Genomic DNA, 26974 nt, shown 5'->3' on the forward strand with positions numbered 1-26974 from the left:
TGGCCGCTTGCTTTACCTATGGTGTCAGGCGCAGAACTGGTCAAGCCAATTTTTGCCAACAAGGCCGAAATCGGTCAGGCCGCTTGGAAAGATGCTGTTATACCAGAGTGTTGCGGGCCGCTTGCCGGCAGCGGTCTCGACTTTTATGGTAAGGCCAAACTAGGACGCGACGATGAACATCATCCGAACCGCTGAGCGCCGGCTCTATCAGCAGGTGGCCGACCAGATCCGCGGGCTGATCCTGAGCGGGGATTTCTCCACCGGCAGCCGGCTGCCGGCGGAGCGCGAGCTCGCCCAGCAGCTCGGCGTCTCGCGTCCCTCGCTGCGCGAGGCTCTGATCGCGCTGGAGATCGACGGCACGGTCGAGATCCGCATGGGGTCGGGCATCTATGTGACCGGGGCGGGCGAGCGCCGGCCGCTCGCCGTGGCGGCGACCGGCGAAAGCCCGGTGGAGCTGATGGAGGCGCGCGCCACGGTGGAGAGCGCGGTGGCGGCGCTGGCGGCGGCACGGATCACGCCGCTGGCGTTGCAGGCGATGCGCAGCATTCTCGATGCGATGCGGGCCGATATCGAAGAGGAGCGCAAGCCGCTCGACCATGACCGGCAGTTCCATCTCGCCATAGCTGGCCAGACCGGCAACAGCGTCATCGTCCGGCTGGTGGCGGAGCTGTTCGACGAACGGCACAGCCCGATGTCCTCGCAGTTCCGCGCGCATTTCGACACGCCGGTGAACTGGCTGTCGGCGCTGGCCGAACACGAGGCGATCCTGGCGGCGCTGGAGGTGCGCGACGGTCCGCTCGCCGAGGCGCTGATGCGCGTGCATCTGGCGGAATCGAAGCGCCGCTGGCTCGAGAGCGAGCCGCGCTGATCGACCGCTCTCTCGGCTCGCCGGCGGAGCGCTGTCGATGAAGAAAGCGGCTGGCGGAATTCAGGCTTGAATGACCCTCCCGCCTCCGGGTCGCGGAGGCGGGAGGGGTGTTTCGCGAGGATCAGGCGAGGTCGAAGCGGTCGAGGGTCATCACCTTGGTCCAAGCAGCGACGAAGTCGTCGACGAACTTCGCCTGCGCGTCCGTGCTGGCATAGACCTCGGCCAGCGCGCGCAGCACCGAGTTCGAGCCGAACACCAGGTCGACGCGGCTGCCGGTCCAGGCGAGCTCGCCGGTGGCGCGGTCCTGGCCCTCATAGAGGGTCTTGGAGTCGTCGGCCGCCTTCCACTGCGTGCCCATGTCCAGCAGGTTGACGAAGACGTCGTTGGTCAGCGCACCCGGCCGCTTGGTGAGCACACCGTGCGAGGTGCCGCCGGTGTTGATGTTGATCGCGCGCAGGCCGCCGATCAGCACCGTCATTTCCGGCGCGGTCAGGGTGAGCAGCTGCGCCCGGTCGATCAGTGCCACCTCGGCCGGCGCCTTGGCTCCCAGCTTCTGGTAGTTGCGGAAGCCGTCCGCCGCCGGCTCCATCACCTCGAAGGCATGGATGTCGGTCTCGTCCTGCGCGGCGTCGGTGCGGCCCGGCGCGAACGGCACCACCACGTCGCGGCCGCCGGCCTTGGCCGCCGCCTCGACGCCGGCATTGCCGGCCAGCACGATCAGATCAGCCAGCGAGACCTTCTTGCCGCCGGTCGCGGCGAGGTTGAACTCCGACTGGATGGCTTCCAGCACCGTCAGCACCTTGGCGAGCTGCACCGGCTGGTTGACCTCCCAGTCCTTTTGGGGAGCGAGGCGGATGCGCGCGCCATTGGCGCCGCCACGCTTGTCGCCGCCGCGGAAGGTCGAGGCGGAGGCCCAGGCGGTGCCGACCAGCTCGGAGACGGAGAGGCCCGAGGCCAGTACCTTGGCCTTGAGCGAGGCGATGTCGGCGGCATCGACCAGCGGATGCGCGGCCGGCGGCACCGGATCCTGCCAGATCAGCACTTCCTTCGGCACTTCCGGGCCGAGATAGCGCGAGCGCGGGCCGAGATCGCGATGGGTCAGCTTGAACCAGGCGCGGGCGAACGCCTCGGCGAAGGCCTGCGGGTTCTCCAGGAACCGGCGCGAGATCTTCTCATAGGCCGGGTCGACCCGCAGCGACAGGTCGGTGGTCAGCATGGTCGGCTTATGCTTCTTCGACGGGTCGTGCGCGTCGGGGATGACCGACTCGGCGTCCTTGGCTTCCCACTGGATGGCGCCAGCGGGGCTGCGGGTCTGCACCCATTCATACTTGAACAGGTTCTCGAAGAAGTGGTTGCTCCACTGCGCCGGGGTCTGCGTCCAGGTGACCTCGAGGCCCGAGCCGATGGCATCGCCGCCGAAACCCGAGCCAAAATCGCTGTGCCAGCCGAGGCCCTGCGCCTCCAGCCCGGCGGCTTCCGGATCCGGCCCCTTATGCGACTCGGCCGAGGCGCCATGGGTCTTGCCGAAGGTGTGGCCGCCGCCGATCAGCGCGACGGTTTCCTCGTCGTTCATCGCCATGCGGGCGAAGGTCTCGCGGATGAACGCCGCCGCCGACAGCGGGTCGCCATTGGCGTTCGGGCCTTCCGGGTTGACGTAGATCAGGCCCATCTCGGTAGCGCTGAGCGGGGCGGCGAACTTGTCGAGCGGACGGTGCTGGAGCCAGCTGGTCTCCGAGCCCCAGAACACGTCCTGGTCAGGCTCCCAGGTGTCGGCGCGGCCGCCGGCGAAGCCGAAGGTGCGGAAGCCCATGGTCTCCAGCGCGACATTGCCGGTGAGGATGAACAGGTCGGCCCACGAGATCTTCTGGCCGTATTTCTGCTTGATCGGCCACAGCAGGCGGCGCGACTTGTCGATGTTGACGTTGTCCGGCCAGGAGTTCAGCGGAGCGAAGCGCTGCTGGCCGCGACCGCCGCCGCCGCGGCCGTCGGCCAGGCGGTAGGTGCCGGCGCTGTGCCAGGCCATGCGGATGAACTGCGGGCCGTAATGGCCGAAATCCGCCGGCCACCAGGGCTGCGAATCGGTCATCAGCTTGCGCAGGTCGTTCTTCAGCGCCTCATAGTCGAGCTTCTGGAACTCTTCGCGGTAGTCGAAGGCCGGGTCCAGCGGATCGGACTTGGACGAGTGCTGGCTCAGAAGGTCGACGCGCAGCTCTTTCGGCCACCAGTCGCGGTTCTGGGTACCGCCGCTGCCATGAGCGACCGGGCATTTGCCGGTGCTTCCTTCAGTCGTGTCGCTCATGCTTCTCTCCGATCGAGGCTGGGTTCGTTGCGGTACTCGGTGGGGCGAACCGACGGATGCGCGGGAACGCTATCCCATGTCATGGTCAGTTCGGTGAACGGGCGCGGGACAGCCGGTATGGTGCTCTGATGGCGCAGCGGTCGTGACATCGGCAGCTCCTGTTCCTCGCCCCAATCCCTCGCCAAGGCTCTAGCAAATCCTCTTCATTAGATTAATTCCGATTTACTGATTGTTGTGATAAGTTTCCCTTATGAAAAACGTCACCTTCAAGCAGCTCCGCTATTTCGAGGCACTCGCGCGCCACGGCCACTTCCGCCGCGCGGCCGAAGCTTGCGGCATTTCCCAGCCGGCCCTGTCGATGCAGATCAAGGAACTGGAGGAGGAGGTCGGCATCGAACTGTTCGAGCGCGGCGCGCGCCAGGTCCGGCTCACCGGCTTCGGCGAGGAGTTCGCGCCGCGCATCCGCGACATTCTGCGCGCGGTCGACGAACTGGGGGACCTTGCGCGTGTCTCACGCGACCGGCTGGTCGGGCGGCTGCGCATCGGGGTGATCCCGACGGTCGCGCCCTACCTGCTGCCGACCTTGCTCGGCAATCTGAGCCGCCTGCATAACGGGCTCGACATCCATGTGCGGGAGACGCAGACGCCGAAGCTGCTGCAGGAGCTGGAGGAGGGACGACTCGATACCGCCATCGTCGCCCTACCGGTCTCCGAGCCGGCGTTGACCGAGATCACCCTGTTCACGGAGAACTTCGTGCTGGTGCGGCCGGGGGCGGATGAGGGCAAGCCGGTGCCCGGTCCCGAGGCGGTGCGCGAGATGCGGCTGCTGCTGCTCGAGGAGGGCCACTGCTTCCGCGACCAGGCACTGTCCTTCTGCAATGTGGACATGCGTGCTGCGCCGCCGCGCGACTTCCTCGACGCCAGCTCATTGTCCACGCTGGTGCAGATGGTCGATGCCGGCATCGGCGTGACGCTGATACCGGAAATGGCGGTGCCGGTGGAGACGCGCTCGGCGAGCGTCTGCATCACGCGGTTCCGCGACCCGCAGCCGTCGCGCACCATCGGCATGGTCTGGCGCAAGACCAGCCCGCTGGCCAAGCAGTTGCAGCAGATCTCCGAGGCGGTGCGCGACGCCACCGATACGCTGCGCCGGCCGCGCGGCGCCGTTCTCCTACCCTCGACATCGGCAGGCCGGGAGGCGCTTCCGGCTCCGGTGTCGGAGGCGACGCGGCGCGACTGAGGCCTGCCGCGCCGCGCTTCGTTCATGTACGTCAGCGCCACCCATACCAGCAGTCACGGAACGGCCGGCCCCAGCGGTCGCGGCGCCAGCCGCAGACCCGGCGGCGGTAGCGCCGACGCTGACGGCGCCAATAGCCCCGCGGCCGGCCGGGAGGCGGTCCCCAGCCCCATTCGCCGCGTGGCGGTCCCCAATATTGCGCCTCGTCGATCACGGTGCCGTCCGGCGTCGCGGCGGCGGGGTCGGCGGTGGCGGGGTCTTTCAGCTGGAGGTCTTTCAGCTGATCGAGCGGCACCGCCTCGGCTGAGGAGGCGAATGCCAGTCCGGCCGTGGCCCCGGCGCCGATGACGCCAGCGAGGCCGAGCAGGAATCCACGTCTATCCACGTCACTCTCCCACATGGGGACGTCCCCGCGCGGTGCGGAAGCGGTTCCATGTACCGCTACAACGCCAGAGCGGGGACGAGGGTTTCGCCGACCCGGGTGCGATGGTGCCGCCGCTTCGCGTCGCCAAGCCGGCGGAAACACGGCCGAAGCGTGCCGTCCGCAGGGAGAAGTCGGGAAGGCGCACGGCTCCGCCGGTTTCCCGAGAGGCGCCGCGCGATTCCGCGTCCGGCAAGATGATCGACGGCGCCGATTGTCACCCGCCGACTGCGCGCGCTCGCGCGTTTCCGGCGGTGTCATCGGCCCCACGCGAGCGTGCGGAGAGGGAGCGGCGGGATGGGGAGAGGACAGAGCGTCGCCAGCCGTCGCTGCCGCTCCTCAGCCGAGGTGGGAATGCGGTCGAATCGTTATCGTATTGCCGGCGAATAAACGGCAGCGATACGGAGATTCGTCGGCACCGCAGCGTCGGGCCTACGTCGTTCCACCGTGCGTCGGCATCCGTCCAGACGGTCGCGGCACGACCATCGGGCCGCTGCGAGCCCGTCGGCCCCCCAATGTCACAGCAGCTGGGCGACCTCGAAATGCATGCCGTCCGGCCGGGTGCTGAAATGCCCGCCCCAGTAGAAGCCGTGCTTGTTGGCGATCGGCACCAGCTCGCGCAGGCAGCCCTTCTCGCCGATCGCCGCCGGCTCGACGCCGAGCGAGTTCCAGGCGGCGTTGATGTCGAACGCGGTGCCGAAGGCATGGTTGGACAGCTTGGTGGTGCTCTTGCGCTGGAAGCGGGCGACGAACGCCCCGTCATAGGTGAGGATGTGGTCGATCAGCCCCGCCTTCTCCCATTCCAGCCACAGCGCGATCAGCTGGTCCTTCGCCTTGACATGGAAGCGCATGGCGAGCGGGCCCGGCTTGCCACGGAAGCTTTGCAGCGGGATCTCCACCTTGACGATGTTGCGGGCCTCCCAGTCGCCGAGGATGCGGATGTTCTCGGGATTGCCGGCGATCGGGGCGGACACGAATTGGAAGGCGCCGAACAGCTTCTGGCGGTCCTCCAGCGATACCAGCGCGCGGAAGGACGGGCGTGGCGGGAAGTCCGGCGAGGAGACGTCCAGCACGGCCGGCGGCGGGGCGATGCCCGCCAGCTCCTGCGCGAAGCTCGGGCAGTCGCGCGTCTTGCCCCAGTCCTCGTCGTCGGAGACGCGCATGGCGTCGTTGAACCAGGCGACGAACTTGTCGATGTGCTCGCCGGTCCCGCGCGGGAAGCAGTGCAGCTTCCAGCGATTGGCCGCCGCGTCGTCGCGCTTCAGCGAGCCGGCATTGTAGGCGGCGGCGACCCGCGGCGGATCGAGCTGGGTGGAGCTGCGCTGCTTGGCGATATAGGCGGAACCGGCATCGATCGAGGTCGCCGGGTCGAGCAGATCGTCGGCACGCAGGCTGGTGCGGCCGGTGGCGTCGCGCGCTGTCTTCACCAGTGTCTGCATCAGCCCGACGCTCTCGTCGTTGATCTGCGGTTCCGGGCGGCGGGCATCGGGTTTGCCGGAACTCTCGGTGGCGATGGTGGCGACGATCAGCTCCACCGGCACGCCGTATTTCTTCGCCGAGGCGGCGCAGAGCGGCCCGAACATGTCCCAGATCTTGCTGACGGTGGTGGGCTCGCCGGGCGTGCCCTCGGCGCGGGCGCCGTCGATGGCGATGCCGGACGTGGTCAGCGCCCAGCTCACCGCGTCCGGGAAATGGCGGTGCGGGTGCACGAGCTTGGGCATCAGCTCGGTGAGCACGCTGGCGCTCATCGGCCTGGCCGGTTCCGGCGCCGGCTCCTGGGCCGTCCCTTGGGCCGCGCCCTGGGTCGACGGGGCCACGATGATCGTGCCGGCAGGAGTGCCGGGCGAGGCGCCCGCAGCCGGGGCGGGCGTCACCGTGGTGACGGAGCCGTCCTCGGCCACCACCACGGCGGGGCTCTTGGCCTCCGACACCGACTTCGCCACCTGCTCGACGGTGCGCATGTTCTCCTTCGCCTGGCGCTCCTGGCTCTCGGTGGTCCGCTGCTGCAGCCCGGCGGCCAGCACGTCCTTGTTGCGCGAACTCTGCGAGGAGCCGAGCCAGAAGCTGATCACCGTGGCGAAGGCGGCGGCGAGCGCGCCGACGCAGATGTTGATGATCTGCACGACGAAGTCGGAGCGCGGCTGCACCAGCGCGGCGATCTGCTCCGGCCTGAGCGTGCCGACGATGTCGTTGAGCCCCTTGGGCAGTTCCGGCGGCTGCGGCACTTCCAGCCGGTTCTTCAGCAACAGGAACGCGACCAGCACCAGGAAGAAGCCGATGGTGACGATGTAGGACAGCACCATCGGCGTGCGGGCAACGATGGTATCCTTGTCGATCAGCGAGCTCAGCAATTGCCGCGCCCCGCTGGTCTCGACATTGTCCTGCTGGCGCTGCTCCAGCGCCGCCTTCTCGGTGGCGACCAGTTCGTCCAGCTTGGCCTTGTGGGTGGCGAGGTCGCGGTCGAGCGCGTCCCTGCGGGCCTGGGCTTCCTGGGCGATCTCGTCGCGCCGGCGCTGCGTCTCGGCCTCCAGCGCCAGCTTCTTCTCGTCGGCGACGATGCGGGCGAGCGCCAGCCGCAATTCGGCGGCGGCGGCCGGGTCCTGGTCGACCTTTTCCTGCGCCGCGGTGGCATCGCTCGCGCCGGTGGTGCGGGCGACGGCACTTACCACCGCCTCAGCGACCTTCTCGCCGCGGTCGCCGACGAGAAAGTCCAGCAGGCTGGGAAGCAGGTTGCCGGCAAGCAAAATCAGCGGATTCATGAGGCCCCCCAGCCTGTTCATGTCGCGCTAATCGGGAGGTGTTCTTCCCGTAGATCTCTGCTTCTGCACGAATACTTCACGTTAACACAGTGAGGGGCAACAGGTCGAATCGGCACGCATGGACCACCGGCCAGCGTGACCATCGGCAGGATCGGCCGCAAGAGGGACGGCTTCCGGACGCTTGGGGGCGTAGCGCAGAAGCCGTCCCTGCGAGGAGCCTGGGTAGCCGGAGCGCCTGCGGCCTCGAGCTACCCGTCGCTCCCCTTCCCGTTCGGCGGATTGAGGTCGCCGGCGGGCGCCCGGAACGACATTGCGGAGCCGGCCCGGGCGATGACGACATCGAAGGGGACGAGGTGATCGAGAACTATTTGGTGGTGTAGCCGCCATTCACGAGGATGGTCTGGCCGGTCATCCACCAGCCCTCGGAGACGAGGAGCCGGATCCACGGCACGATGTCGGCGATGTCGGTGAGCCCGGTCTTGGAGAAGCCGGACAGCGCCGCCGCCGTCTTGTGATAGGCGACCGCCTCGGCTCCCTCGGCCGGGTAGAAGAACGGGGTGTCCATCGGTCCGGGGCCGATCGCGGTCACCGAGATGCCGCGGGTGCCGAATTCCTTGGAAGCGGCGCGGGTGAAGTGCTCGACCGGTGCCTTGGTGCCGGCATAGGAGGAATAGAACGGCGTGTAGGCGCCGAGCAGCGAGGTCACGAGGGTGACGATCTTGCCGTTGTCGTTCACGTGCCGGCCAGCCTCCTTGAGGAAGAAGAAGGCGGTCTTGGCGTTGACGGCGCTCATCTCGTCATAGTCGGCTTCGGTGATCTCGCTCATCGGCTTCTTCAACACCTTGCCGACGGTGTTGATGGCGATGTCCGGGCGGCCGATGGCGGCGACGGTGTCGGCGAACAGTTTCTCCACCGCGCCGGCGGTGGTGAGGTCGGCCTGGAAGGCGACGGCCTTGGCGCCGGCGGCTTCGACCGCAGCGAGGGTGGCCTCGGCCTCCGGCCGCGAGGCGGCGCTGTTGTAGTGGATGGCGACGGCCTTGGCGCCGTGGGCGGCGAGATCGCGGGCGAGCAGGCCGCCCAGATTCTTGGCGCCGCCGGCGATGATGATGGTCTTGCCGGAGATGCTGTGATCGGCCATGGCGACTGCTCCTGTGCTGCCCTGCGCGCGACGTCATGCGCCGTCGCTCACGCGAAGGCAGACTATCGCCCTGGGATTACAGATAAAATCGAAGTGGCCGGCATTCCCTGTCAGAACCGCAGCATCCTGTCAGGATGCTCCCACAATCCGTGCAGGGACGGCCGGCTGGGCAAGGCCGGGGAGCGGGCCGGCGACCGGGCGGTCGGCTTCTTCCGGCAGATCCGGCAGCCTTGTGCTCGTCGGGCACATATGGTGGTGCGGCCGTCGGCCTCGGGCGAGGTGCCCCCGAGACCGTCCTGTTCGCGCGGGTCGCATTTTCGGCGAGCACCTCGGTCGTTCAATGGCGCATACTCCTTGGCGAACATCAGGTGACCGACCGGATGGATCCGAGGCTTGGTCGAAATATACGTGGACGCATGAACCCCCGGCTTGTTCTCGAGAACGCGGTGAACCCTGTCCGTTCCGCCCTGCAGCGCAATATCCGGCAGATTACCGGCGCCGGCGTCATCAACTTCGACGAACCGCCGGGCGATCCCGGCCTGTTCGGCCCGGAATCGATGGTTTGGCAGGTCCATGCGGACTTCGTGCCGATGATTGTCGGCGGGGTCTCCGCCCTGATGACGCAGATGCTGCATCCGCTCGCCATCGCCGGCGTGTGGGACCATTCCAACTTCCGCGCCGATGTGATGGGGCGGCTGGCGCGCACGGCGCAGTTCGTGGCCGGCACCACCTATGCCGCCCGGCCGACGGCGGAAGCGCTCATCGAGCGCGTGCGCCAGCGCCATCTGAGCGTGGCCGGCATCGATGCCTCGGGAACGCCTTACAACGCCAGCGACCCGGCCCTGCTGACCTGGATCCATGTCGCCGAGGCCTCGGGATTCCTGGCGGCGCATCGCGCCTTCGTCGCCCCGCACATGCCCGAGGCCGAGCAGGATCGCTATTTCCGCGAGATGGCCCTTGTGGCCGAGATGCTGGGCGCGCGGGACGTGCCGGTCACCGCGGTGGCGGTGGACGCGTATCTGCGGTCCATGACGCCGGGACTGCGCTTCGACCAGCGGACGCGGGAGGTGCTGGAGGTGATCTCGTCCGCCCCGGTGCAGTCGCCCGCCCTGAGGATGTTTCGCCGCTTCGTGATGGCGGCCGGTGGCTCGCTCATGCCCGAGCCGATCCGCGAGCTGATCCCCAAATCCGAGCGACCCGATCTTATTGGCGCGGTCCAGCTGATGAGCTGGGCCACCCCGGTCGGGCGCTGGGCGTTGCGCAATGGCGCCGCAGCCAGGGCGCGACGGCGTATGTCGATCTAGTCTCGTACCCCGGCGCCCGGCCGATCCACGGCACGATCTCGCACCATTCGTGGCTATGGCTGCTGGTAGGCGACGGACCCGTTTCTGTCCGCCATGTTGCTCCCGCTCAGCGGCACGGGGTCGATCATCCCCTCGTCTTCGTCATCGCCCTCAAGATGCGCGACGATGATCCCCGAGGCGATAAGCAGCAGGGGCAGGCCGATTGCAACGGGAAGGAGAAAGGCGACGATTGCCGTTCCCCACATGAAAGCGTCGGCGATGAGCTGCATCGTTGTCATATCCTTGTCATTGGGTAACCGATGAACGGCTGTCCGGATCGCGCAAGTCACCAGATCGCGCTGGCCATGCGGGAGAGCGCGCTCTGTCCGATCGCCAGAGTGGTACGCGGCGCGTCGGCCAGCTGACCGAGGGCATATCGACCGCCCGCCAGAACGAGCTGGCCTCCCGTCAATTCGGCCTCCGGGTTCGGTCGCTGCGCGGTATCGGCGACAGGTGGCACTGGCGGCGTCGGCGGGAGCGGGCTGCGAATGCGAGCAATGACGAGCGGATCGCGCGTCTCGCACATCGTGCTGCAGCGGTCGAAGCGCTCGATCGCCGAGGTGGTGACTGTCGTCTTTTTCACCGGCTGGCGCTTGATCTCGGTCTTGGTCGGCGCGGCGGCGTCGGCCAAGATCGCCATGGATGAGGCGGTCGCCGCGCGTGCCGGGCTCGCAACGATGCGTGGGGCGCCACGCTCCTCGATCTCGGCAAACAGGCGATTGAGCTCCACAGGGTCCGGCAAGACGCTCGCCATCCGCTCGCTGGCGGCCGAGTCCGCCATCGGCGTCCTGTCCTGTTTGGGGACGGCCGCATAGACGAGCCCGGCGGCGATCCCGCAGAGACCGAGGCCGATACTCCACATCCGGATCGTGTCGTTCTGCCTGAGCCAGGACCTGGAAATCATAGCTTTCATCATAGTCCTAAGTCCTTCCATCCATTTTTCGCGCCGTTACGTCTGTCTCCGACGTAAAGGCCACATGGATAAGCTTGCTGTTGACCAGAGAAGTGGGAGCTGCGGACGGCGCGCGCGGGGGGGCGGATGGTGCGCCGCCCGCAGCTCGGGTTCCGTCGGTGCCCAGGCGCGTGATCATGGCTCGGACCGGATCTCGTCCTTGAGCGAATGACGCCTGTGTGCGGGGTGCGCCAACGGAACCTTGGGTGAGAGCCGATGGTGGCTTCGGCTCTGCGATGGGATTGCTCACGGGCGGTACTGGCCGGGGCCGCCCGACGCTGTGTGGGGGAACAAGTATTCGCGTGTCCCGGCCTCGCGCATTTCCGGCCCCGCGCGCCGCGACGCCGGGATCGCTATCGGAACCTCGCGGCGAGCTCTTCGGCTCCTCTGTCGATGCCGGCTTTTGCAGCGGTCAGGTCGCCCATGCTCGCCCCGATATTGGACGGCTTGGGGAACTGCTTGCCGACGAAGGCGGTCAGCAGACGATTGGAACGGGAGTCGAAGACTTCGACGGCATACATCACCGAGCCGGTGAAGCTGCCTTCCCCATCGCGCGCCGTCTGCACGCCATTATAGACGAGGCCGGCGACGTCGATGCGGGAGAAGGTGCCGAGCACGGGCGTGTTCTTGACGGCGCCCGTCAGGGTCACCCGTACCCGCAGTGTATGCGGCGATGGCTTGGTGGCGGGCGCGAAGCGCGTGGCCAGCTGCTGCGCGAAGCGGTCCTGCAAATAGTCCGCGAGGGTCTTCCTGTCGGCCTCCGTCAGCTCGCCGAATTGATTGTCCGCTCCCTGATAGATGACGACGGGATCGAGGATCGCGCTGTCGTAGTCCGACCAGTTCGTGTTGCTGCTGTAGCTGAACGGCACGCGGCCGGCGTTCGCGGAAGCGTCGGGTTGCAGCAACGATGACGAGGCCAGTTCGCTGTAGTGGCTGGGCGCCGCGGATTGACATCCTGCAAGGGTCAGGCTGCTGGCGATCAGCAAGTAAGTGCGGCTCCGCATCGGCGTAACATTCCTCGATAAAAGATCCGGGAAACTCCCTTCGGACGAGGAAACCCTAGAGGCGGAGATGTTGTGGTGGCTGTTTTGATATTAAGAGATGTTACGTGGGCGCGTGCGTACTAATCGGTTGTTTTCGCGGTCGAATCTTCAGTGTCTGCCGGCAGGACGAGCCGGGCTATGAGGCCATGAGGCTCGCGGTCGATGAGCCGAAGCGAACCGCCATGCGCCTTGGCCATCCCGTTGGCGATGGGTAAGCCCAGGCCGATGCCGCTGCGTGGTGCCGCCGTGCGCGCTGTGTCGGCCTTGAAGAACGGCTCCAGCGCCCGCGTCTTCAGCTCGTCGGAAAGACCGGGTCCATCGTCGCGGACCTCGATCAGAACATCGCCGTCTCGGTCTTCGCGATAGGCGAGTTCGATCTGCGTGCCGTAGCGCGATGCGTTGTCGATCAGGTTGGAAAGGGCGCGGGTCAGGGCGCGCGGCATGCACGTGTACACCAGCCGCCTCGGTCCGATGACGGAGACGGTGATGTTGATGTCGGCATAGTCGGCCGCGATCGTCTGCATGAGGCTCGCAAGATCGATTCGACGTCGAGGCTCCCTGCCGCTTTCCGTATTGCCGAGATACCGCATGCTCTCGTCGACCATCGCCGACAGGTTGGAAATGTCCTGCAGCATGGCCTGCTGGAGTTCCGCATCGGGGCAACGCTCCGCGCGCATGCGCAGTCGCGTGAGCGGGGTGCGCAGGTCGTGCCCGATCGATCGCAGCAAAGCGGTTCGCTGGCCGATCATGCGGCGGATCCTGGATTGCATGACATTGAGCGAGTTGCCGAGGCTGCGGATCTCGAAGGCGCCATTGGCGTCGAACGACTCCTGCGAGTCTTCGTCGAGGCTGATGCGCCGCGCGGCGGCGGCGAAATCGATCAAGGGTCGCGTGAGGTGGTAGCTGAGATAGTAGGAGAGCAGCAGCACCGGCAGCACCACCAGGGAGGTGATTCCCAGTGTCCGCATGACCTCCTCGGGTCGCGACGGGAAAGCCGGCAGGTCCGGGCGCAGGAGGATCGATCGATGCTCGTCGATTCGCACGGCCAACGGGGCACCCGTGCCGGGGGCGGCATCGCTCAGGATCACCAGTCGATCGACGAGGTCGCGGAAGACTCGCTGGTCGACATAGCCGGATCTCAGGTCGAGTGCGTCGGCAATCGGCCGCTCGACCATTTCCGCCTGCAGGCCGTCTCTCGCCGCCGCCTCGATGACGGATCGCTGCTGCTCGGAGGAGGCCGCCGCCCGGATCTCGTCGGCGATGATCGGGATATGGCCGGCGACGAAGCTCGCCCACTCGACGTGATGATAGCCGATTTCTCTCAGGGCGCCGCGCACGGCGGCGAAGGCGGCGAGGAGGAAGATCGGCAGGACGGCGAGCAGAAAGATCTGCTTGCGCATCGATGCAAGGCTGAGGCGCCTGAGGATCATTCTTTGTCGACCGTCGGAGTGAAGAGATAGCCGCCGAGCCGAACCGTCTTGATCAGCGACGGCTCCTTTGCGTTGGGTTCGATCTTCTGGCGCACGCGGCTGATATGGACGTCGATGCTGCGCTGGACCGGGCCGGCGGTCCCGGCATGCGTCAACGAGAGCAGCTGCTCGCGCGTCATCACCCGTCCGGGGTTGGAGCAGAACGCCTGCAGGATGTCGAACTCCGCGGTCGTCATCGAAATCTCGACGCCGTCCGGGTCATGCAGGCTTCGCCCGACCGGATCGAGCCGCCACCCGGCAAAGATGAGGACCGACCGCCGGTTCTCCGCTTGGCTCACATAGGAGGCCCTGCGCAACAGCCCCTTGATCCGCACCAGAAGCTCGCGGGAGTTGAAGGGCTTCGTGACGTAGTCGTCGGCGCCGAGCTCCAACCCCAGGACGCGGTCGATGTCCTCTCCCAATGCGGTGAGCATCAGGATCGGCACCGGCCCGGATGCCCGTAGCCGGCGGCAAATGCTGAAGCCGTCCTCGCCGGGCAGCATCGCGTCGAGCACGATGAGGTCGAATGCCTGGCGCTTCAGCAGTCGGTCCATCTCATGGCCCGAGAGGGCTGCCGTGGCGATGAAGCCGGCCTCCCTCACCAGGTCGGCGAGCAACTTCGCGATGTCGCGATCATCTTCGACGATCAGCACGGAGGGTGAGATGCGATGCCCGTTCTCGCCCGATGCGGGCGCAACCTCCAACATGACAGATGACTCCAGGAACTCGGCGGGGGCGCCCTATGATCGGCCGGGCTCGCCGGAACAGCCGTGCGGCAACAGGAACGTTCGCGCTCAGGACGCGCCGTCCATGGGGCGTGCCACCGATCGTTCCACGGGGCGGGCCCGACGCCGCCGATGGAAGGCGCGAAGACGCGCGAGCATAGCCTCCCTGTCGAGAAAATCATCCGTCGCTCGATCGCCGTTCGCTCCCCACCGACGGCAGAATGGAAAAATGTCGAGGAGCGGAAGATCGGACCGCGCCGTAATTGGCCCGACGAGACTTGCGACGGTGAGAATGCCCACATAGCCAGCCAGCGGCAGCGCCTCGTCGAGCTCGGCGATATCCCTGGTGCCGGTCACCGAGAAGCCGGCGGCCGTCAGGGCATCGTTCATCATCGCCAGCATTTGTTGATCCGGTATGCAGACCAGGAAGTCGCGGGAGCTGGATGCATGGGGCGTCGGACTCATGGACGGACTTTCCTGGGGCGGCTTGCCTGCGGCTTTCCTCCTAGGGTTGATGCGTTCGGTGTGAACGGGGATGTTGACTTGTTAAGATTTGTTTCCGTCGCGATCCGTGCTCGCGGACGTGCCGGGAGGCCGGCGCGCGGCAGGGACAGCGCAGCGCTTCCATCGGCGGGCGATCTTGGCGGGAGGAAGAATAGGCAGGCGCGGCGGATCGCCGGGCGTCCTTCCCGCGGGAATCGGCGATCGTCTTGTGATCGGGAGGAAGCGGGCCGGGTAGCCATATGAGCCCCACGCCGCGGTCTGCGTCTGCGAGTGGAAACGACGATGGCCAGCGGTCGGCATGCACGACGAAGCGCCCGCCCCGGTATCCGGATCGGGAAGCGCCTGCCTGGCTTGGCCGTTTTCTCGCGGCCCGGGGCGACGCCGGGAGGTTAAAGCTCGACAGATGGATTCCGTACCGGGGAGGCATCGATGCCCGGCGCGCCGAGGCGGAACGAAGGCGAACCGCCGCGATGGAGTGGCGGGCGGCATCGCGCAAGCAAACATGGTGCGGGCGGTCGGACTCGAACCGACATATCCGTGAGGACGGCGGATTTTGAGTCCGCTGCGTCTACCAATTCCGCCACGCCCGCGCGGGGAGCTATCTATAACGGATGGCGCGGCTCGCCAAGCGGCCATCGCGCTATCGAACCGCCATCGCACCGACAATGCGAGGCCGGGCTTCCGCCGGTCCGGCAATACCGCCCGCGGACGGCTTAGGCCGACAGCCGGGCCAGCGGGTCGAGCCCGGTCGGCGCGGCCGCCTCGGGGAAGCGGGCGTCGAGCCAGCCGCCGAACACCGTCTCGGCCATCGCGCCGGCCGCCATCGCGCAGTCGCGGCCCTGCCGGCGCAGCTGGCGTACGTCGATGCCGGCGGCGGCGAGCGCCACCGCGTGGCCGACATACCATTCCTCCAGCCCGCGCGGATCGGCCTCCAGATGGAATTGCAGCGCCAGCCCGGCCTCGCCGCAGGCAAAGGCCTGGTTCTCGCGCCGGGCGTCGAAGGCGAGCCGGCGGGCGCCGGGCGGTAGCTCGATGCCGTCGCCGCGCCAGTGCAGCACCTTGGCGCCGGGCTGGCCGAGTGGCGCCAGCGCCGAGCGCCGGCCCTCGGGGGTCAGCGATAGCTCGCCCCAGCCGATCGGCGTCGGGGCGCCGGCCTCGACCCGTCCGCCGGTTGCCGCCGCCATCAATTGCGCGCCGAGGCCGATGCCGAGCGTCGGCAGCCCGCGCGCCAGCCGGCGCTCGATCAGGTGCATCTCGCTGTCGAGGAAGCGGAAGGCGCGCCGGTCGCCGAGGCCGATCGGACCGTCGAGCACGATGACGAGGTCGGCGTCGCGGATGGAATAGTGCGACAGCTGGTCGGTGCTCGCCTCGCAATAGGACACCGACCAGCCGCGCGCGTCGAGCGTGCGGGCAAAGCTCCCGAGGTCCTCGAAGGCCACATGGCGGATCGCCACGGCGGAGAGCCGCCGGTCCGCGCGCTGCCTGCCGCGCATAGTCACTACCTTCCCATCGCTATATCCACATGAATATAACGATGGGAAGGCCGCCGGATGCAAGCCCGTTCGCGCCTGCGGCGTCTCCGCCTTTGGACGGGCGCTTGCCCCGTGGCGTCGGATACCGCTATGTGCGGTCCCGCGAAACCGAGGGGACCCCCATGCAAGGCGCGCTCGACGGCATCAAGGTACTCGACCTGTCGCGGGTCCTTGCGGGGCCATGGGCGACGATGACGCTCGGCGATCTCGGCGCCGAGGTGTGGAAGGTCGAGAATCCCGGCACCGGCGACGACACCCGGACCTGGGCACCGCCCGCCGCCGGCGGCATCGCCACCTATTATCTCGCCGCCAACCGCAACAAGAAGAGCCTCGCCGTCGACCTCACCACGCCGGAGGGACGCGAGATCGTCATCGGCCTCGCGCGCCAGGCCGACATCGTCATCGAGAATTTCCGCCCGGCGAGCCTGCGCAAGTTCCGCCTGACCTATGAAGACCTCAAGGCGATCAACCCGCGGCTGATCTATTGCTCGATCTCCGGCTATGGCCGCGGAAACGCGCAGGAAGACCGGCCCGGCTATGATTTCGTCATCCAGGCGGAATCCGGCTTCATGGCGATCACCGGCGAGGCCGAGGGCGAGCCGATGAAGCTCGGCGTCGCCTTCGTGGACCTCGTCTCCGGCATGAACGCGGTGCAGGCGATCCTCGCCGCCCTCTATATGCGAGAGCGTACCGGGCACGGACAGGCGATCGACATCGCGCTGATGGACGGGGCGCTGTTCCTGCTCGCCAATGTCGCCTCGGCGCATCTCAACACCGGGGCGGAGGCGAAGCGCTTCGGCAACGCGCACCCCTCCATCGTGCCCTACCAGATCTTCGCCTGCCGCGACGGGCGCCTGGCATTGGCGGTCGGCAATGACGAGCAGTATCGCCGGCTGTGCGTCAACGTGCTCGGCGCGCCCGAGCTCGCCGCCGATCCCCGCTTCGTCACCAATCGCGGCAGGGCGGAAAACCGGGCGGAGCTGTTGCCGCCGCTCTCGGCGAAGATCGCCGGCTTCGCGCTGGGCGAGATTCTCGATGAGCTGCATCGCTTCGGCATTCCCGCCGGCAAGGTGCACACGGTGTCGGAGGCCTTCGCCGGCGAGACGGCGCAGCTGCGCGGCAGCGTGGTGGAGACGTCGCATCCGTCCATCGGCACGTTCCGCTCGGTGGCGAGCCCGCTGCGGCTGTCGGAAGCGCCGCCCAGCGTGCGCGCGGTGCCGCCGGGGCTTGGCGAGCATACCGACCTCGTGCTGGCCGAGGCGCTGGGCTACGCGCCGGACCGGATCGCCGCGCTGCGGCAGGCCGGCGTGATCGGCTGAGTGGCGGTCGCTGGGCGCAGGGGAGCGGCGCCATGCCTCGCTCGTCTCTCCGCCGTTCTCGATGTGGTGCCCGCCGCGCGGGACCGGCCGTATACCGTTTCGATCCGATCGGGTGGGCGACGGGCCAGCTGCGTGCCAAGTGAATGGCGCGGCGGCAAATCCGCATCCAGATTCAGCAAAGCATGCCGTGCCGCGGTGACGGCGGCGTTGATCTCAGGCAGCGTAAATCTTCTTCCCTGCCGCATTGTTGCTGACACACGGAAGGATAGATCTCGGCCGGCATAGAAAAGCCACGGCGAAACTGCCCGCGCCGGATAATGACGGCTTGATCGAGGGGCCGGCGACATTGTCTGTCGCTACATCGGCCACATATTGAACACCCCGCAAGCATGGCATCCCGCCTTTGGAGACGGTCTGCCATATGCCCATGCAGCGTGTTCCGGTTCCTTACCCGGAAAACCGATGGGGCGAGGGGGAGCCGAGGACAGCACCCGCCGTGGCTTCGACGGGTGCCGACCGCCGGTGGATCAGCGCTGGTCGCCCAGGGTCCTGCGCATCGCCGCCGCCAGATCCCGGTGATTGAGATCCGGCTTCGGCCGCAGCACGGCCAACCTCTCGACCTCTTCCACGACCTCGGAAAACTGCAGCACCGAGTGATAAGCGGTGCGATTCCAGAAATCGTGCACCATCACCGTGACGTGCGGCGGGCCGAACATATAGGCGGACAGGGTGCAGGCGGCCCGGAAACGTCCATCCACGAAGACGAGATCCGGTTTGAACATCGGAGCCAGCTGCCAGGGCGCCATCACATAGGACGACCAGCGGCCGCGCAGGCTCTTGTCGCTGGGCTTGCCCCAGGCGCCGACCGGCCCGATATCGCCATGGATCAGAGAGAGCCGCCCTCGCGCCTTCGCTCTTCCCAGCGCCGGAATCCGTTCCAGCCGGTCCAGCCATTCCGGGTCGGAATCAACGCTCATCACGCGCGCGACGCCGAGCCGGATGAATTCGTTGGTGGAGTGCCCGCAGCCGAACTCGATGACGCTGCGCGCCTGCTTGGCATGCCGGGAGAACGCTTCCAGTTCGGCCCGGGTCATCGTCGGCTTGAGCGTGGGGATGGCGATTTCCGCAGAGGCAATCGGCTCGTTGGGAATAACAGCCGAGATAACCGGTTCAGCGGACAATATTGGCGTTGCAAAGTTCATGGTGTCTCCCTGCTCTGGGATCTCGGTCCTGGTAAAACCTGGCGGTTTTGATCCGACGCCGTTGTTTCGGCGTTTGAATTATTTTTCAACCGAACTCATGCATATGTAAGGCGATATTCAAATAAGAGTCTTGTTGAATGGAAGAGCGAGATGAAAACGTAGATTGTTTGATCTTGCGATGCAATAAAAAGGATTCGGAATAATGACTGACCTATTATCGTCCGCCATTAAAACGAATCTGAAACATAATTCGGAGTCTTTTTATCGTTCCGAAGAATATGAGCCGGCAAATCTGAGAGGTACATGTAAACCGTGTCGACATGCCGCAGATGAGCGGCGGCGGCCGCGGAGCGGTTACCGGATAAAGAAGAACGAGAATATCGTGCGGTGATACGTCGCTTTGCCGTCAGCGCGGCTCGACGAGGGCCGGGCGCAGCGCCGTCGCCAGCGCCACGAGGTCGAGGCCCGGCGCGGCGCGCAGCACCGCCAGCGTCTCCGCTCGCTCCACCACGTCGGCGAAGGCGAGCACCGCGTGGTACTCCGGCCGGCTCCAGAAATCATGCGCCACCACGGTGACGCCGGGCGGGCCGAACAGCAGCGCGGCGAGGATCGAGGCGACGCGGAAGCGCCCGTCGACGAAGACGAGATCGGGGGCGTAATCCGGCTCGCGCACCCAGGGCGCCAGGGGATAGGCCGGCCAGCGCTGCTTCAGGCTGCGGTCCTTCGGCTTGCCCCAGTTCTTCACCGGGCCGAGATCGATATGGACGAAGCCGAGGCGCCCCTCGGCCTCCGCCGCGGCCAGTTCCGGCACCAGCCGCAGCCGCTCGATCCAGGCCGGATCGGAATCGATGCTGAGAATGCGCGCCACGCTGAGGCGGACGAACTCGCCGGTGGAATGGCCGCAGCCATATTCGACGATGCTCCGCGCCGTCCGGGCGTACCGCAGCAGCGTGTCGAGCTCGGCCGGGCTCAAGGTCGGCGCGAGCAGCGGCACGCTCGTCCCGGCAGGTTCGCCGGTCGGCGCAGCGGCGTCATTCGCCTCCGGCGGTTCGGTCGGCAGCGTCATCGGTGTCTCCCCAGCCGGCGCACGCTAGAGCGTTTTCGAGCGAAGCGGAATCCGGTTCGCATGAAGAAAACGCGTCCGAACAAGACCCTAGAGCATCTCCGGCGAACATCGGCTCGCCGGAGATGCTCTAGCCGCCCGCGTCCGCAGAGGAAAGCCGGAGCTTGCCGATCAGCCCGGCCTTCCCGCCGGCTGCTGCTGGGTTATGCAATGGATATTGCCGCCGCCGAGCAGGATCTCGCGGGTCGGCAGCGCCACCACCTCGCGGCCGGGGAACAGCCGGGCGAGGATCTCCGCCGCCTCGCCGTCATGGGCGGGGTCGAGCGCGGGCATCAGCACGAAGCCGTTGCCGACGTAGAAATTGACATAGGAGCCGCCGAGCCGCTCGCCGACCTGCCGTGTCATGGTGCCGCCGGAGGTGAGGTCGATCGCTTCCTCCGGGGTGCGGAACAGCGGTCCGGGCAGCGGCAGCTTCACCACCTCGATGGCGCGACCCTTGGCGTCGCGCGCACCGCTCAGCCGGTCGAAGGCGTCGCGCGAGATGGCGTATTGCGGGTCGGCCGGGTCGTCGCACCAGGTGAGCGCGATCACGCCCGGCCGCACGAAGCAGGCGATATTGTCGATATGGCCGGAGGTTTCGTCGTCCACCAGCCCGGCGCCGAGCCAGAGGATGGTCGAGACGCCGAGATGATCCTTCAGGTGCTGCTCGATCTCCTCGCGGGAGAGGTCGGGATTGCGGTTGGGGTTGAGCAGGCATTCCTCGGTGGTGAGCAGCGTGCCCTCGCCATCGACATGGATCGAGCCGCCCTCCAGCACCAGCGGCGCGGCGTAGCGCGGCGCGCGCTCGGTCTCCAGCACCTTGGCGGCGATCAGCCGGTCATTGTCATAGGGCGAATAGAGTCCGCCCCAGGCGTTGAACTCCCAGTCGACACCGCGCAGCCGGCCCTCAGCGTCGCTGACGAAGGTCGGCCCGCTGTCGCGGCACCAGCTGTCGTCGCTCAAAGCCTCGACGAGGCGGATATGCGGCGGAAGCTGCGCGCGGGCGTTCTGCCATTGCGCGGCGGTAACCAGCATGCTCACCGGCTCGAAGCGGGCGATCGCGCTCGCCACCGCCGTGAAGGCGGCCTGCGCCGGCACCGCGCCCTCGCGCCAATTATCCGGCCGCTCCGGCCAGATCATCCAGGTGCCGTCATGCGGCTCCCATTCGGCCGGCATGCGGAAGCCATCGGCGGTGGGCAGGCTGGGGAGCGTGTCGGTCATGCTGGGCTCGTCGATAAGGGAGAGCGGTGGCGGCAAGGGTGGTGGCGGAAGGATCGGGCAGGTCGGCCCCGCCCGGCCCTGTCCGGGCGGTTACTCTCGCGGGGTCACCCTCGCGGGGTCACCCTCGCGTGGTCATCCTCGGGTGGTCTTGCCATCGAGGGTGAGGATCGGCGCGTAGAGCTCCGGCCGCCGGTCGCGGAACACGCCCCATGAGCGGCGCTGCTGCGCCACCGCGTCGAGGTCGAAGCTCGCCACCAGCACGCTCTCGTCGGTGCGACCGGCTTCCGCCACCTTCTCGCCGGTCGGCCCGGCGATGAAGGAGGAGCCGTAGAAGGTGATTTCGGTGCCGTTACGACCGGGTTCGGTGCCGATGCGGTTGGAGGCGACCAGCGGCATCAGATTGGCGCCGGCGTGGCCCTGCATCACCCGCTGCCAATGAGCGGCGGAATCGAGGCTGGGGTCCTGCGGCTCGGAGCCGATGGCGGTCGGGTAGAGCAGCACCTCGGCGCCCATCAGCGCCATGACGCGCGCCGATTCCGGGAACCACTGGTCCCAGCAGATGCCGACCCCGACGCGCCCGACCGCAGTGTCCCACACCTTGAAGCCGGTATCGCCGGGCGAGAAGTAGAACTTCTCCGTGTAGCCCGGCCCGTCGGGAATGTGGCTCTTGCGGTAGATGCCCATCACCGTGCCGTCGGCGTCGATCATGGCGAGGCTGTTATAGGCCGCCGGCCCGGCACGCTCGAAAAAGGAGAGCGGCAGGACCACGCCGAGCTCGGCGGCCAGCGCGGCGAAATGCGCGATCAGCTTGTTGCCCTCGACCGGGGCGGCGAGATCGAGGAATTCGTGGAGCTGGTCCTGGCAGAAATACGGGGTCTCGAACAGTTCCTGCAGCAGGATCAGTTTCGCCCCCTGAGAGGCCGCCTCGCGCACCAGGCGCTCGGCGCGGGCGATATTGCCGGGAACGTCCCAGTCGCAGCGCATCTGGGTGGCGGCGAGGGTCAGGAGGCGCATGGGGAACTCCGGTCGCGCGGGAAGCCGAATCGGGGCGGCTGTGGCTCAGTTGACCGCCCGCAGAGGCTTTTCCAACACCGCGAGCACGCGGGCAAGCTCATGTCCGCGCTTCAGGATGAGCCCGGTCTGCGACACCACCGTGTAGACGCCCTGCTTGCGGGCGAGGCGCGGATCCTTCTCCACCCGGTAGATCGGCACCTCGGCGGCGCGGCGGAAGATGGAGAACACCGCCCGGTCCCGGGTGAAGGCGATAGCGTAGTCCCGCCATTCGCCCAGCGCTACCATGCGGCCATAGAGGCCGAGAATGCGGTCGAGCTCGTGCCGGTCGAAGGTGACGACGCTGTCCTTCTGGCCGCTCTTGTCGTCGGCGCGCGCGCCGGCGGCCAGTCCTATGGGTTCGATATCCGCCACGCGGACCTCCCGGAACCTTGCCGAAGCCTTGCTGGAGATGGCCGCCGCCCCGGCGGGCCGCGACGCATCATCGATCTGTCATGATCGCCTCTGCATCCGGCGGCCACAAGCCCCCGGATGCCGTGGCGACCTTGTGAGGGGCCGGATACCAGCCCCCGCCCGTACGGAGTTCCGCCTCTCACGGCCTCGTCAACGACGGACACAGGCTTGCCAAGATTCGGCCTTTCGGCCGCCAAGTCGGGGGCGGATAAGATTAACCTTAGCGTCAGGCCGATCCGCGAAGCGCATCGGTTTCCCAGCCCCCCAGCCCCCCGCGGCGTCGCGTGGAACGTGCCTGGCGCTACACAGGTTCAATCCCCAATCAACTGATCAAGGCTGGTCGCAACGCCGGCCTTTTCTTTTGCCCGGCGCAAGGGGCCGGCTTCCCGCGCATCGCCGGGCAGCCCGTGCGGATCGTTCAGGGAATCGGCTGGAGAGCGGCGCCGAGGATCGGGCCGGGCGCGGCGGAGGAGCCGGACTGCACCAGCACCGCCAGCGCGTCGATGTCGACATCGTTCGGCCGGCGCAGTGGCGCCTCGAAGCTGGCGGGCGCGCCGGTCCAGTCGCCGAGCTTCACCCAGCCGCGCACCACATTGTGGTAGGTGATCTGCGTGCCCTCGTTCTCGCCGCGGCCGATATCCACCTTGGCCTTGCTGGCCACCGGGCAGAGCCAGACCTCGCCGGCGCCGCTGCCGGGCCCGACGGCGACATGCAGCTTGCCGTCACGCACGCTCAGCGTCACCGGCACGTCCGGCGCGCGGGAGGTGGCGAGCGTCTGTTCCAGCGCCGAGCGGTCATTGCCCACCGCCATGGCGGTGCCGTTCACCACCGCCTGCGGGGTGAACATCTTGGAATCGCCGCGCAACTTGGCATAGGCCTTCTGGCGCGAGGTGTGGCCGTGCTTGGCCAGCGTGTCCTTCCAGCCGAGATAGTCCCAGTAGTCGACGGCGAGGGTGAGCGCGATCACGTCCGGCCGGTCGGCGATCTCGGCCAGCAGCTTGTCGGCCGGCGGGCAGGCCGAGCAGCCCTGGCTGGTGAACAGTTCGAGGATCGCACGCGGCTTGGTCACCGCGTGGATCGGCGCGGCGGCGGCGGTGTTGGCGGTCGCGGCCGCTGCGTCCTGCGCGCGGGCGGGGGCGGTGGTCGCGGCGATCAGCCCGATGAGCGCCAGCCCCCGGATCGCCGCTCTCCCGATGCCAAGTCCGAGAATGTTTTGTCCGAGAATGTTTTGTCCGAGAATGCTCCGTCCGAGAATGTTGCGTCCCAGACTATCCCGCCCCGCACGATCCCGCTCCGCGAGATACGCCCTCAACCCCGCAAGGCGGGGGAAGGCGGCTCGGGGGAGAAGGCCGGCAGGGCCGGAGAAGGGGAACGGCATCGGCGCGGAAATTCCTCATCTTCGTCCCGACGGGCGGGGGGCGGCAGGTGGGGACGGCAGTGGGCAGCGAAACGGTACCGGCTAGGCTTTAGGACGCACCACAGCCGGCCGCCAGTCACATTGGAGTGTCGCTCGCGCACGGAAGGGTGAAGTTGCCGCAAGGTCACGAAACGGCAGCTCTCCGGCCCTCCCGCCGCAGCGGCGCCGCCGGCGGGGGCGGAGCCCGGAAACACGGACGGCGCGGGGATGCCCCGCGCCGCTCATTTCACGTGAAACAGCCGGCCGGTCAGGCGGCGAGATTGCGCAGCACGTACTGGAGGATGCCGCCATTGCGGAAATAATCCAGCTCGTCCAGCGTATCGATGCGGCAGGTCAGCGGCACGTTCTTCACCGTGCCGTCGGCGAACACGATCTCGGCGATCAGCGTCTGGCGCGGCTTCAGGTCGCCCTCGATGCCCTTGATGGTGACGACCTCGTCGCCCTTGATGCCCAGCGACTGCCACGAGTCGTCGTTCTGGAACACCAGCGGCACGATGCCCATGCCGACGAGGTTCGAGCGATGGATGCGCTCGAAGCTCTGGGTGATGACGGCGCGGATGCCGAGCAGGCGGGTGCCCTTGGCCGCCCAGTCGCGCGAAGAGCCGGTGCCGTATTCCTTGCCGGCGAAGATCACCGTCGGCACGCCTTCCTGCTTGTAGAGCATGGCGGCGTCGTAGATCGGCATTTCCGTGCCGTCGGGCCAGTGCTTGGTGAAGCCGCCTTCCTTGCCGCCCAGCATCTGGTTCTTGATGCGGATATTGGCGAAGGTGCCGCGCATCATCACCTCATGGTTGCCGCGCCGCGTGCCGTACTGGTTGAAGTCGGCGGGGCGGACCTGATGGTCGCGCAGATAGTAGCCGGCGGGGCTGGCTTCCTTGATCGAACCGGCCGGGGAGATGTGGTCGGTGGTGATCGAATCGAGGAACAGGCCCATCACCCGCGCCTTGAGGATGTCGGTGACGGGTTCCGGCTCGCGGGTCATGCCGACGAAGTAGGGCGGGTTCTGCACATAGGTCGAGCGATCGTCCCAGGCATAGGTCTCGCCCTGCGGAATCGCGATCTTCTGCCAGTTCTCGTCGCCCTTGAAGACGTCGGAGTACTTCTCCAGGAACATCGTCTTGGTGACGTTCTCGCGGATGAACTGGGCGATCTCCTTGTTGGAGGGCCAGATGTCCTTGAGATAGACCGGCTGGCCGTCCGAGCCGGTGCCGAGCGGCTCGGTGGTCAGGTCGATCTGCAGCGAGCCGGCCAGCGCATAGGCGACCACCAGCGGCGGGGAGGCGAGGTAGTTCGCCTTCACATCCGGGTTGACGCGGCCCTCGAAGTTGCGGTTGCCGGAGATGACGGCGCCGGCCACGAGGTCGTGCTTGTTGATGGCTTCGGAGATCGGCTCGGGCAGCGGGCCGGAATTGCCGATGCAAGTGGTGCAGCCGAAGCCGACCAGGTTGAAGCCGACGGCGTCGAGGTCCTTCTGCAGGTCGGCGGCGGCGAGATAGCCTTCCACCACCTGCGAGCCGGGTGCCAGCGAGGTCTTCACCCACGGCTTGGACTTCAGCCCCTTGGCGACCGCGTTGCGGGCCAGAAGGCCGGCGGCGATCAGCACCGAGGGGTTGGAGGTGTTGGTGCAGGAGGTGATGGCGGCGATGGTCACGTCGCCATGGCCGAGCGTGTAGTCGGTGCCTTCCACCGGCACGCGCTTGTCGGCCTCGCCGGGCTTCTTGAACTCGCCTTCCAGCGCGGCGAGGAAGCCCTGCTTGGTGCCGGAGAGCAACACGCGGTCCTGCGGGCGCTTCGGGCCGGCCAGCGAGGGCAGCACGGTGGAGATGTCGAGCTCGAGGACGTCGGTGAACACCGGATCGGCGATGCCGTCGAAGCGCCACATGCCCTGCGCCTTGGAATAGGCGGCGACCAGCGCGACGCGGTCGGGATCGCGGCCGGTCTCGTCGAGATAGGCGATGGTCTCTTCGTCCACCGGGAAGAAGCCGCAGGTCGCGCCATATTCCGGGGCCATGTTGCCGATGGTGGCGCGGTCGGCGAGCGAGAGGTGCTCGAGGCCGGGGCCGAAGAACTCGACGAACTTGCCGACCACGCCCTTCTTGCGCAGCATCTGGGTGACGGTGAGCACGAGGTCGGTGGCGGTGATGCCCTCGTTCAGCTTGCCGGTCAGCTTGAAGCCGATGACTTCCGGGATCAGCATGGAGACGGGCTGGCCGAGCATGGCCGCCTCGGCCTCGATGCCGCCGACGCCCCAGCCCAGCACGCCGAGGCCGTTCACCATGGTGGTGTGGCTGTCGGTGCCGACGCAGGTGTCGGGATAGGCGACGGTGGTGCCGTCCTCGGCCTTGGTCCACACCGCCTGGGCGAGGTATTCGAGGTTCACCTGGTGGCAGATGCCGGTGCCGGGCGGCACGACGCGGAAATTGTCGAAAGCCGACTGGCCCCATTTCAGGAAGCGGTAGCGTTCCTGGTTCTGCTTGTACTCTTCCTCGACGTTCTTGCCGAAGGCGTCGGCATTGCCGAAGAAGTTGACGATCACCGAATGGTCGATGACGAGGTCGACCGGCACCAGCGGGTTGATCTTGGTGGGCGAGCCGCCGAGATGCACCATGGCGTCGCGCATGGCGGCGAGGTCGACCACCGCCGGCACGCCGGTGAAGTCCTGCATCAGCACGCGGGCCGGGCGATAGGCGATCTCGCGCTCGGCCTTGCCGCGGTTGACCAGCCAGTCCTTGATGGCGACGATGTCGTCCTTGGTCACCGAGCGCCCGTCCTCGAAGCGCAGCAGGTTTTCAAGCAGGACCTTCATCGAGAAAGGCAGCGCCGACACCCCGTCGAGGCCGTTCTTCTCGGCGTCCGGCAGGCTGTAATAGGTGTAGCTGTTGTTTCCGACGGTGAGGGTCTTGCGGCTTTTGAAGCTGTCGAGCGACGTCACGGTTGGCCGGTCCTCGGTAAGAGTGGA

General features: G+C 67.3%; 22 protein-coding genes and 1 tRNA gene. 4 read left to right on the top strand and 19 right to left on the bottom strand.

Annotated elements, in window-relative coordinates:
- Positions 1-172 precede the first annotated feature (172 nt).
- Entirely contained in the window at positions 173-868 is a 696-nt protein-coding gene (locus tag KHC28_RS08910; protein ID WP_214007968.1) for a FadR/GntR family transcriptional regulator, read from the top strand.
- A gap of 121 nt (positions 869-989) precedes the next feature.
- On the opposite strand, the gene katG is transcribed toward KHC28_RS08910, so the two are convergent.
- Positions 990-3167 carry a catalase/peroxidase HPI gene (katG, locus tag KHC28_RS08915; RefSeq protein WP_214007969.1) on the bottom strand — a complete coding sequence of 726 codons (2178 nt, stop codon included), beginning with the start codon at positions 3165-3167 and terminating at the stop codon, positions 990-992.
- A 250-nt stretch (positions 3168-3417) separates the two neighbouring features.
- Here katG and KHC28_RS08920 point away from each other — a divergent pair, with 250 nt between their 5' ends.
- Positions 3418-4407, top strand: a complete 990-nt coding sequence (locus KHC28_RS08920) for a LysR substrate-binding domain-containing protein (protein ID WP_214007970.1) — start codon at positions 3418-3420, stop codon at positions 4405-4407.
- Positions 4408-4438: 31 nt separating this feature from the next.
- Here KHC28_RS08920 and KHC28_RS08925 read toward each other — a convergent pair whose 3' ends face one another.
- The 3 genes from KHC28_RS08925 to KHC28_RS08935 form a co-directional block, all read right to left on the bottom strand.
- The gene (locus tag KHC28_RS08925) at positions 4439-4789 is read right to left on the bottom strand and encodes a hypothetical protein (protein WP_214007971.1); all 351 of its coding nucleotides are present in this window, start codon (positions 4787-4789) and stop codon (positions 4439-4441) included.
- Positions 4790-5343: 554 nt separating this feature from the next.
- Positions 5344-7584, bottom strand: a complete 2241-nt coding sequence (locus tag KHC28_RS08930; protein ID WP_214007972.1) for a transglycosylase SLT domain-containing protein — start codon at positions 7582-7584, stop codon at positions 5344-5346.
- Between the two features lie 364 nt (positions 7585-7948).
- Positions 7949-8722 carry an SDR family oxidoreductase gene (locus tag KHC28_RS08935; protein WP_214007973.1) on the bottom strand — a complete coding sequence of 258 codons (774 nt, stop codon included), beginning with the start codon at positions 8720-8722 and terminating at the stop codon, positions 7949-7951.
- Positions 8723-9138: 416 nt separating this feature from the next.
- Between KHC28_RS08935 and KHC28_RS08940 the strand changes: the two genes are divergently transcribed.
- Complete coding sequence (locus KHC28_RS08940; RefSeq protein ID WP_214007974.1) at positions 9139-10026, top strand: oxygenase MpaB family protein; 888 nt, start codon at positions 9139-9141, stop codon at positions 10024-10026.
- 53 nt (positions 10027-10079) lie between these two features.
- Here KHC28_RS08940 and KHC28_RS08945 read toward each other — a convergent pair whose 3' ends face one another.
- The 8 genes from KHC28_RS08945 to KHC28_RS08980 form a co-directional block, all read right to left on the bottom strand.
- Positions 10080-10295 (bottom strand): hypothetical protein, encoded by a 216-nt coding sequence (locus KHC28_RS08945; protein WP_214007975.1) that lies wholly within the window; start codon positions 10293-10295, stop codon positions 10080-10082.
- A gap of 56 nt (positions 10296-10351) precedes the next feature.
- Positions 10352-10981, bottom strand: a complete 630-nt coding sequence (locus KHC28_RS08950) for a hypothetical protein (protein WP_214007976.1) — start codon at positions 10979-10981, stop codon at positions 10352-10354.
- A 389-nt stretch (positions 10982-11370) separates the two neighbouring features.
- Positions 11371-12003, bottom strand: coding sequence for a DUF3313 domain-containing protein (locus tag KHC28_RS08955; protein WP_246564529.1), 633 nt, complete (start codon positions 12001-12003; stop codon positions 11371-11373).
- Between the two features lie 137 nt (positions 12004-12140).
- Positions 12141-13490 (bottom strand): sensor histidine kinase, encoded by a 1350-nt coding sequence (locus KHC28_RS08960; protein WP_214007978.1) that lies wholly within the window; start codon positions 13488-13490, stop codon positions 12141-12143.
- Positions 13487-14236 carry a response regulator gene (locus KHC28_RS08965; RefSeq protein WP_214007979.1) on the bottom strand — a complete coding sequence of 250 codons (750 nt, stop codon included), beginning with the start codon at positions 14234-14236 and terminating at the stop codon, positions 13487-13489. The genes KHC28_RS08960 and KHC28_RS08965 overlap by 4 nt, the downstream gene beginning before the upstream one ends.
- Positions 14237-14323: 87 nt before the next feature.
- The gene (locus KHC28_RS08970) at positions 14324-14719 is read right to left on the bottom strand and encodes a hypothetical protein (RefSeq protein ID WP_214007980.1); all 396 of its coding nucleotides are present in this window, start codon (positions 14717-14719) and stop codon (positions 14324-14326) included.
- A 542-nt stretch (positions 14720-15261) separates the two neighbouring features.
- Positions 15262-15348, bottom strand: a tRNA-Leu gene (locus KHC28_RS08975).
- Positions 15349-15471: 123 nt separating this feature from the next.
- Positions 15472-16251 carry a glutamine amidotransferase-related protein gene (locus KHC28_RS08980; protein WP_214007981.1) on the bottom strand — a complete coding sequence of 260 codons (780 nt, stop codon included), beginning with the start codon at positions 16249-16251 and terminating at the stop codon, positions 15472-15474.
- A 161-nt stretch (positions 16252-16412) separates the two neighbouring features.
- On the opposite strand from KHC28_RS08980, the gene KHC28_RS08985 reads away from it, so the two are divergent.
- On the top strand, positions 16413-17609 hold the full coding sequence (locus tag KHC28_RS08985; protein WP_214007982.1) for a CaiB/BaiF CoA transferase family protein: 1197 nt from the start codon (positions 16413-16415) through the stop codon (positions 17607-17609).
- A gap of 527 nt (positions 17610-18136) precedes the next feature.
- Here KHC28_RS08985 and KHC28_RS08990 read toward each other — a convergent pair.
- From KHC28_RS08990 to acnA, 7 genes are all read right to left on the bottom strand, one after another.
- The gene (locus tag KHC28_RS08990) at positions 18137-18811 is read right to left on the bottom strand and encodes a class I SAM-dependent methyltransferase (RefSeq protein ID WP_214007983.1); all 675 of its coding nucleotides are present in this window, start codon (positions 18809-18811) and stop codon (positions 18137-18139) included.
- Between the two features lie 406 nt (positions 18812-19217).
- Positions 19218-19877 (bottom strand): hypothetical protein, encoded by a 660-nt coding sequence (locus KHC28_RS08995; RefSeq protein WP_214007984.1) that lies wholly within the window; start codon positions 19875-19877, stop codon positions 19218-19220.
- Positions 19878-20045: 168 nt separating this feature from the next.
- Positions 20046-21134, bottom strand: a complete 1089-nt coding sequence (gene aguA / locus KHC28_RS09000) for an agmatine deiminase (protein WP_214007985.1) — start codon at positions 21132-21134, stop codon at positions 20046-20048.
- 132 nt (positions 21135-21266) lie between these two features.
- Positions 21267-22148, bottom strand: a complete 882-nt coding sequence (aguB, locus tag KHC28_RS09005; RefSeq protein ID WP_214007986.1) for an N-carbamoylputrescine amidase — start codon at positions 22146-22148, stop codon at positions 21267-21269.
- A gap of 45 nt (positions 22149-22193) precedes the next feature.
- Complete coding sequence (locus KHC28_RS09010; RefSeq protein WP_246564612.1) at positions 22194-22535, bottom strand: DUF2794 domain-containing protein; 342 nt, start codon at positions 22533-22535, stop codon at positions 22194-22196.
- A gap of 481 nt (positions 22536-23016) precedes the next feature.
- Positions 23017-23976: a DUF1223 domain-containing protein gene (locus tag KHC28_RS09015; RefSeq protein WP_214007988.1), complete on the bottom strand. Its 960-nt coding sequence runs from the start codon at positions 23974-23976 to the stop codon at positions 23017-23019.
- Between the two features lie 286 nt (positions 23977-24262).
- The gene (gene acnA, locus KHC28_RS09020) at positions 24263-26947 is read right to left on the bottom strand and encodes an aconitate hydratase AcnA (RefSeq protein ID WP_214007989.1); all 2685 of its coding nucleotides are present in this window, start codon (positions 26945-26947) and stop codon (positions 24263-24265) included.
- Between the last annotated feature and the right edge of the window lie 27 nt (positions 26948-26974).

This window comes from Ancylobacter sonchi (assembly GCF_018390695.1).
GTDB lineage: Bacteria > Pseudomonadota > Alphaproteobacteria > Rhizobiales > Xanthobacteraceae > Ancylobacter > Ancylobacter sonchi.

Coding starts and splice junctions, on each gene's coding strand:
- KHC28_RS08910 (WP_214007968.1), top strand. CDS start 173: ATGAACATCATCCGAACCGCTGAGCGCCGGCTCTATCAGCAGGTGGCC.
- katG (WP_214007969.1), bottom strand. CDS start 3,167: ATGAGCGACACGACTGAAGGAAGCACCGGCAAATGCCCGGTCGCTCAT.
- KHC28_RS08920 (WP_214007970.1), top strand. CDS start 3,418: ATGAAAAACGTCACCTTCAAGCAGCTCCGCTATTTCGAGGCACTCGCG.
- KHC28_RS08930 (WP_214007972.1), bottom strand. CDS start 7,584: ATGAATCCGCTGATTTTGCTTGCCGGCAACCTGCTTCCCAGCCTGCTG.
- KHC28_RS08935 (WP_214007973.1), bottom strand. CDS start 8,722: ATGGCCGATCACAGCATCTCCGGCAAGACCATCATCATCGCCGGCGGC.
- KHC28_RS08940 (WP_214007974.1), top strand. CDS start 9,139: ATGAACCCCCGGCTTGTTCTCGAGAACGCGGTGAACCCTGTCCGTTCC.
- KHC28_RS08945 (WP_214007975.1), bottom strand. CDS start 10,295: ATGCAGCTCATCGCCGACGCTTTCATGTGGGGAACGGCAATCGTCGCC.
- KHC28_RS08950 (WP_214007976.1), bottom strand. CDS start 10,981: ATGATGAAAGCTATGATTTCCAGGTCCTGGCTCAGGCAGAACGACACG.
- KHC28_RS08960 (WP_214007978.1), bottom strand. CDS start 13,490: ATGATCCTCAGGCGCCTCAGCCTTGCATCGATGCGCAAGCAGATCTTT.
- KHC28_RS08965 (WP_214007979.1), bottom strand. CDS start 14,236: ATGTTGGAGGTTGCGCCCGCATCGGGCGAGAACGGGCATCGCATCTCA.
- KHC28_RS08970 (WP_214007980.1), bottom strand. CDS start 14,719: ATGAGTCCGACGCCCCATGCATCCAGCTCCCGCGACTTCCTGGTCTGC.
- KHC28_RS08980 (WP_214007981.1), bottom strand. CDS start 16,251: ATGCGCGGCAGGCAGCGCGCGGACCGGCGGCTCTCCGCCGTGGCGATC.
- KHC28_RS08985 (WP_214007982.1), top strand. CDS start 16,413: ATGCAAGGCGCGCTCGACGGCATCAAGGTACTCGACCTGTCGCGGGTC.
- KHC28_RS08990 (WP_214007983.1), bottom strand. CDS start 18,811: ATGAACTTTGCAACGCCAATATTGTCCGCTGAACCGGTTATCTCGGCT.
- KHC28_RS08995 (WP_214007984.1), bottom strand. CDS start 19,877: ATGACGCTGCCGACCGAACCGCCGGAGGCGAATGACGCCGCTGCGCCG.
- aguA (WP_214007985.1), bottom strand. CDS start 21,134: ATGACCGACACGCTCCCCAGCCTGCCCACCGCCGATGGCTTCCGCATG.
- aguB (WP_214007986.1), bottom strand. CDS start 22,148: ATGCGCCTCCTGACCCTCGCCGCCACCCAGATGCGCTGCGACTGGGAC.
- KHC28_RS09015 (WP_214007988.1), bottom strand. CDS start 23,976: ATGCCGTTCCCCTTCTCCGGCCCTGCCGGCCTTCTCCCCCGAGCCGCC.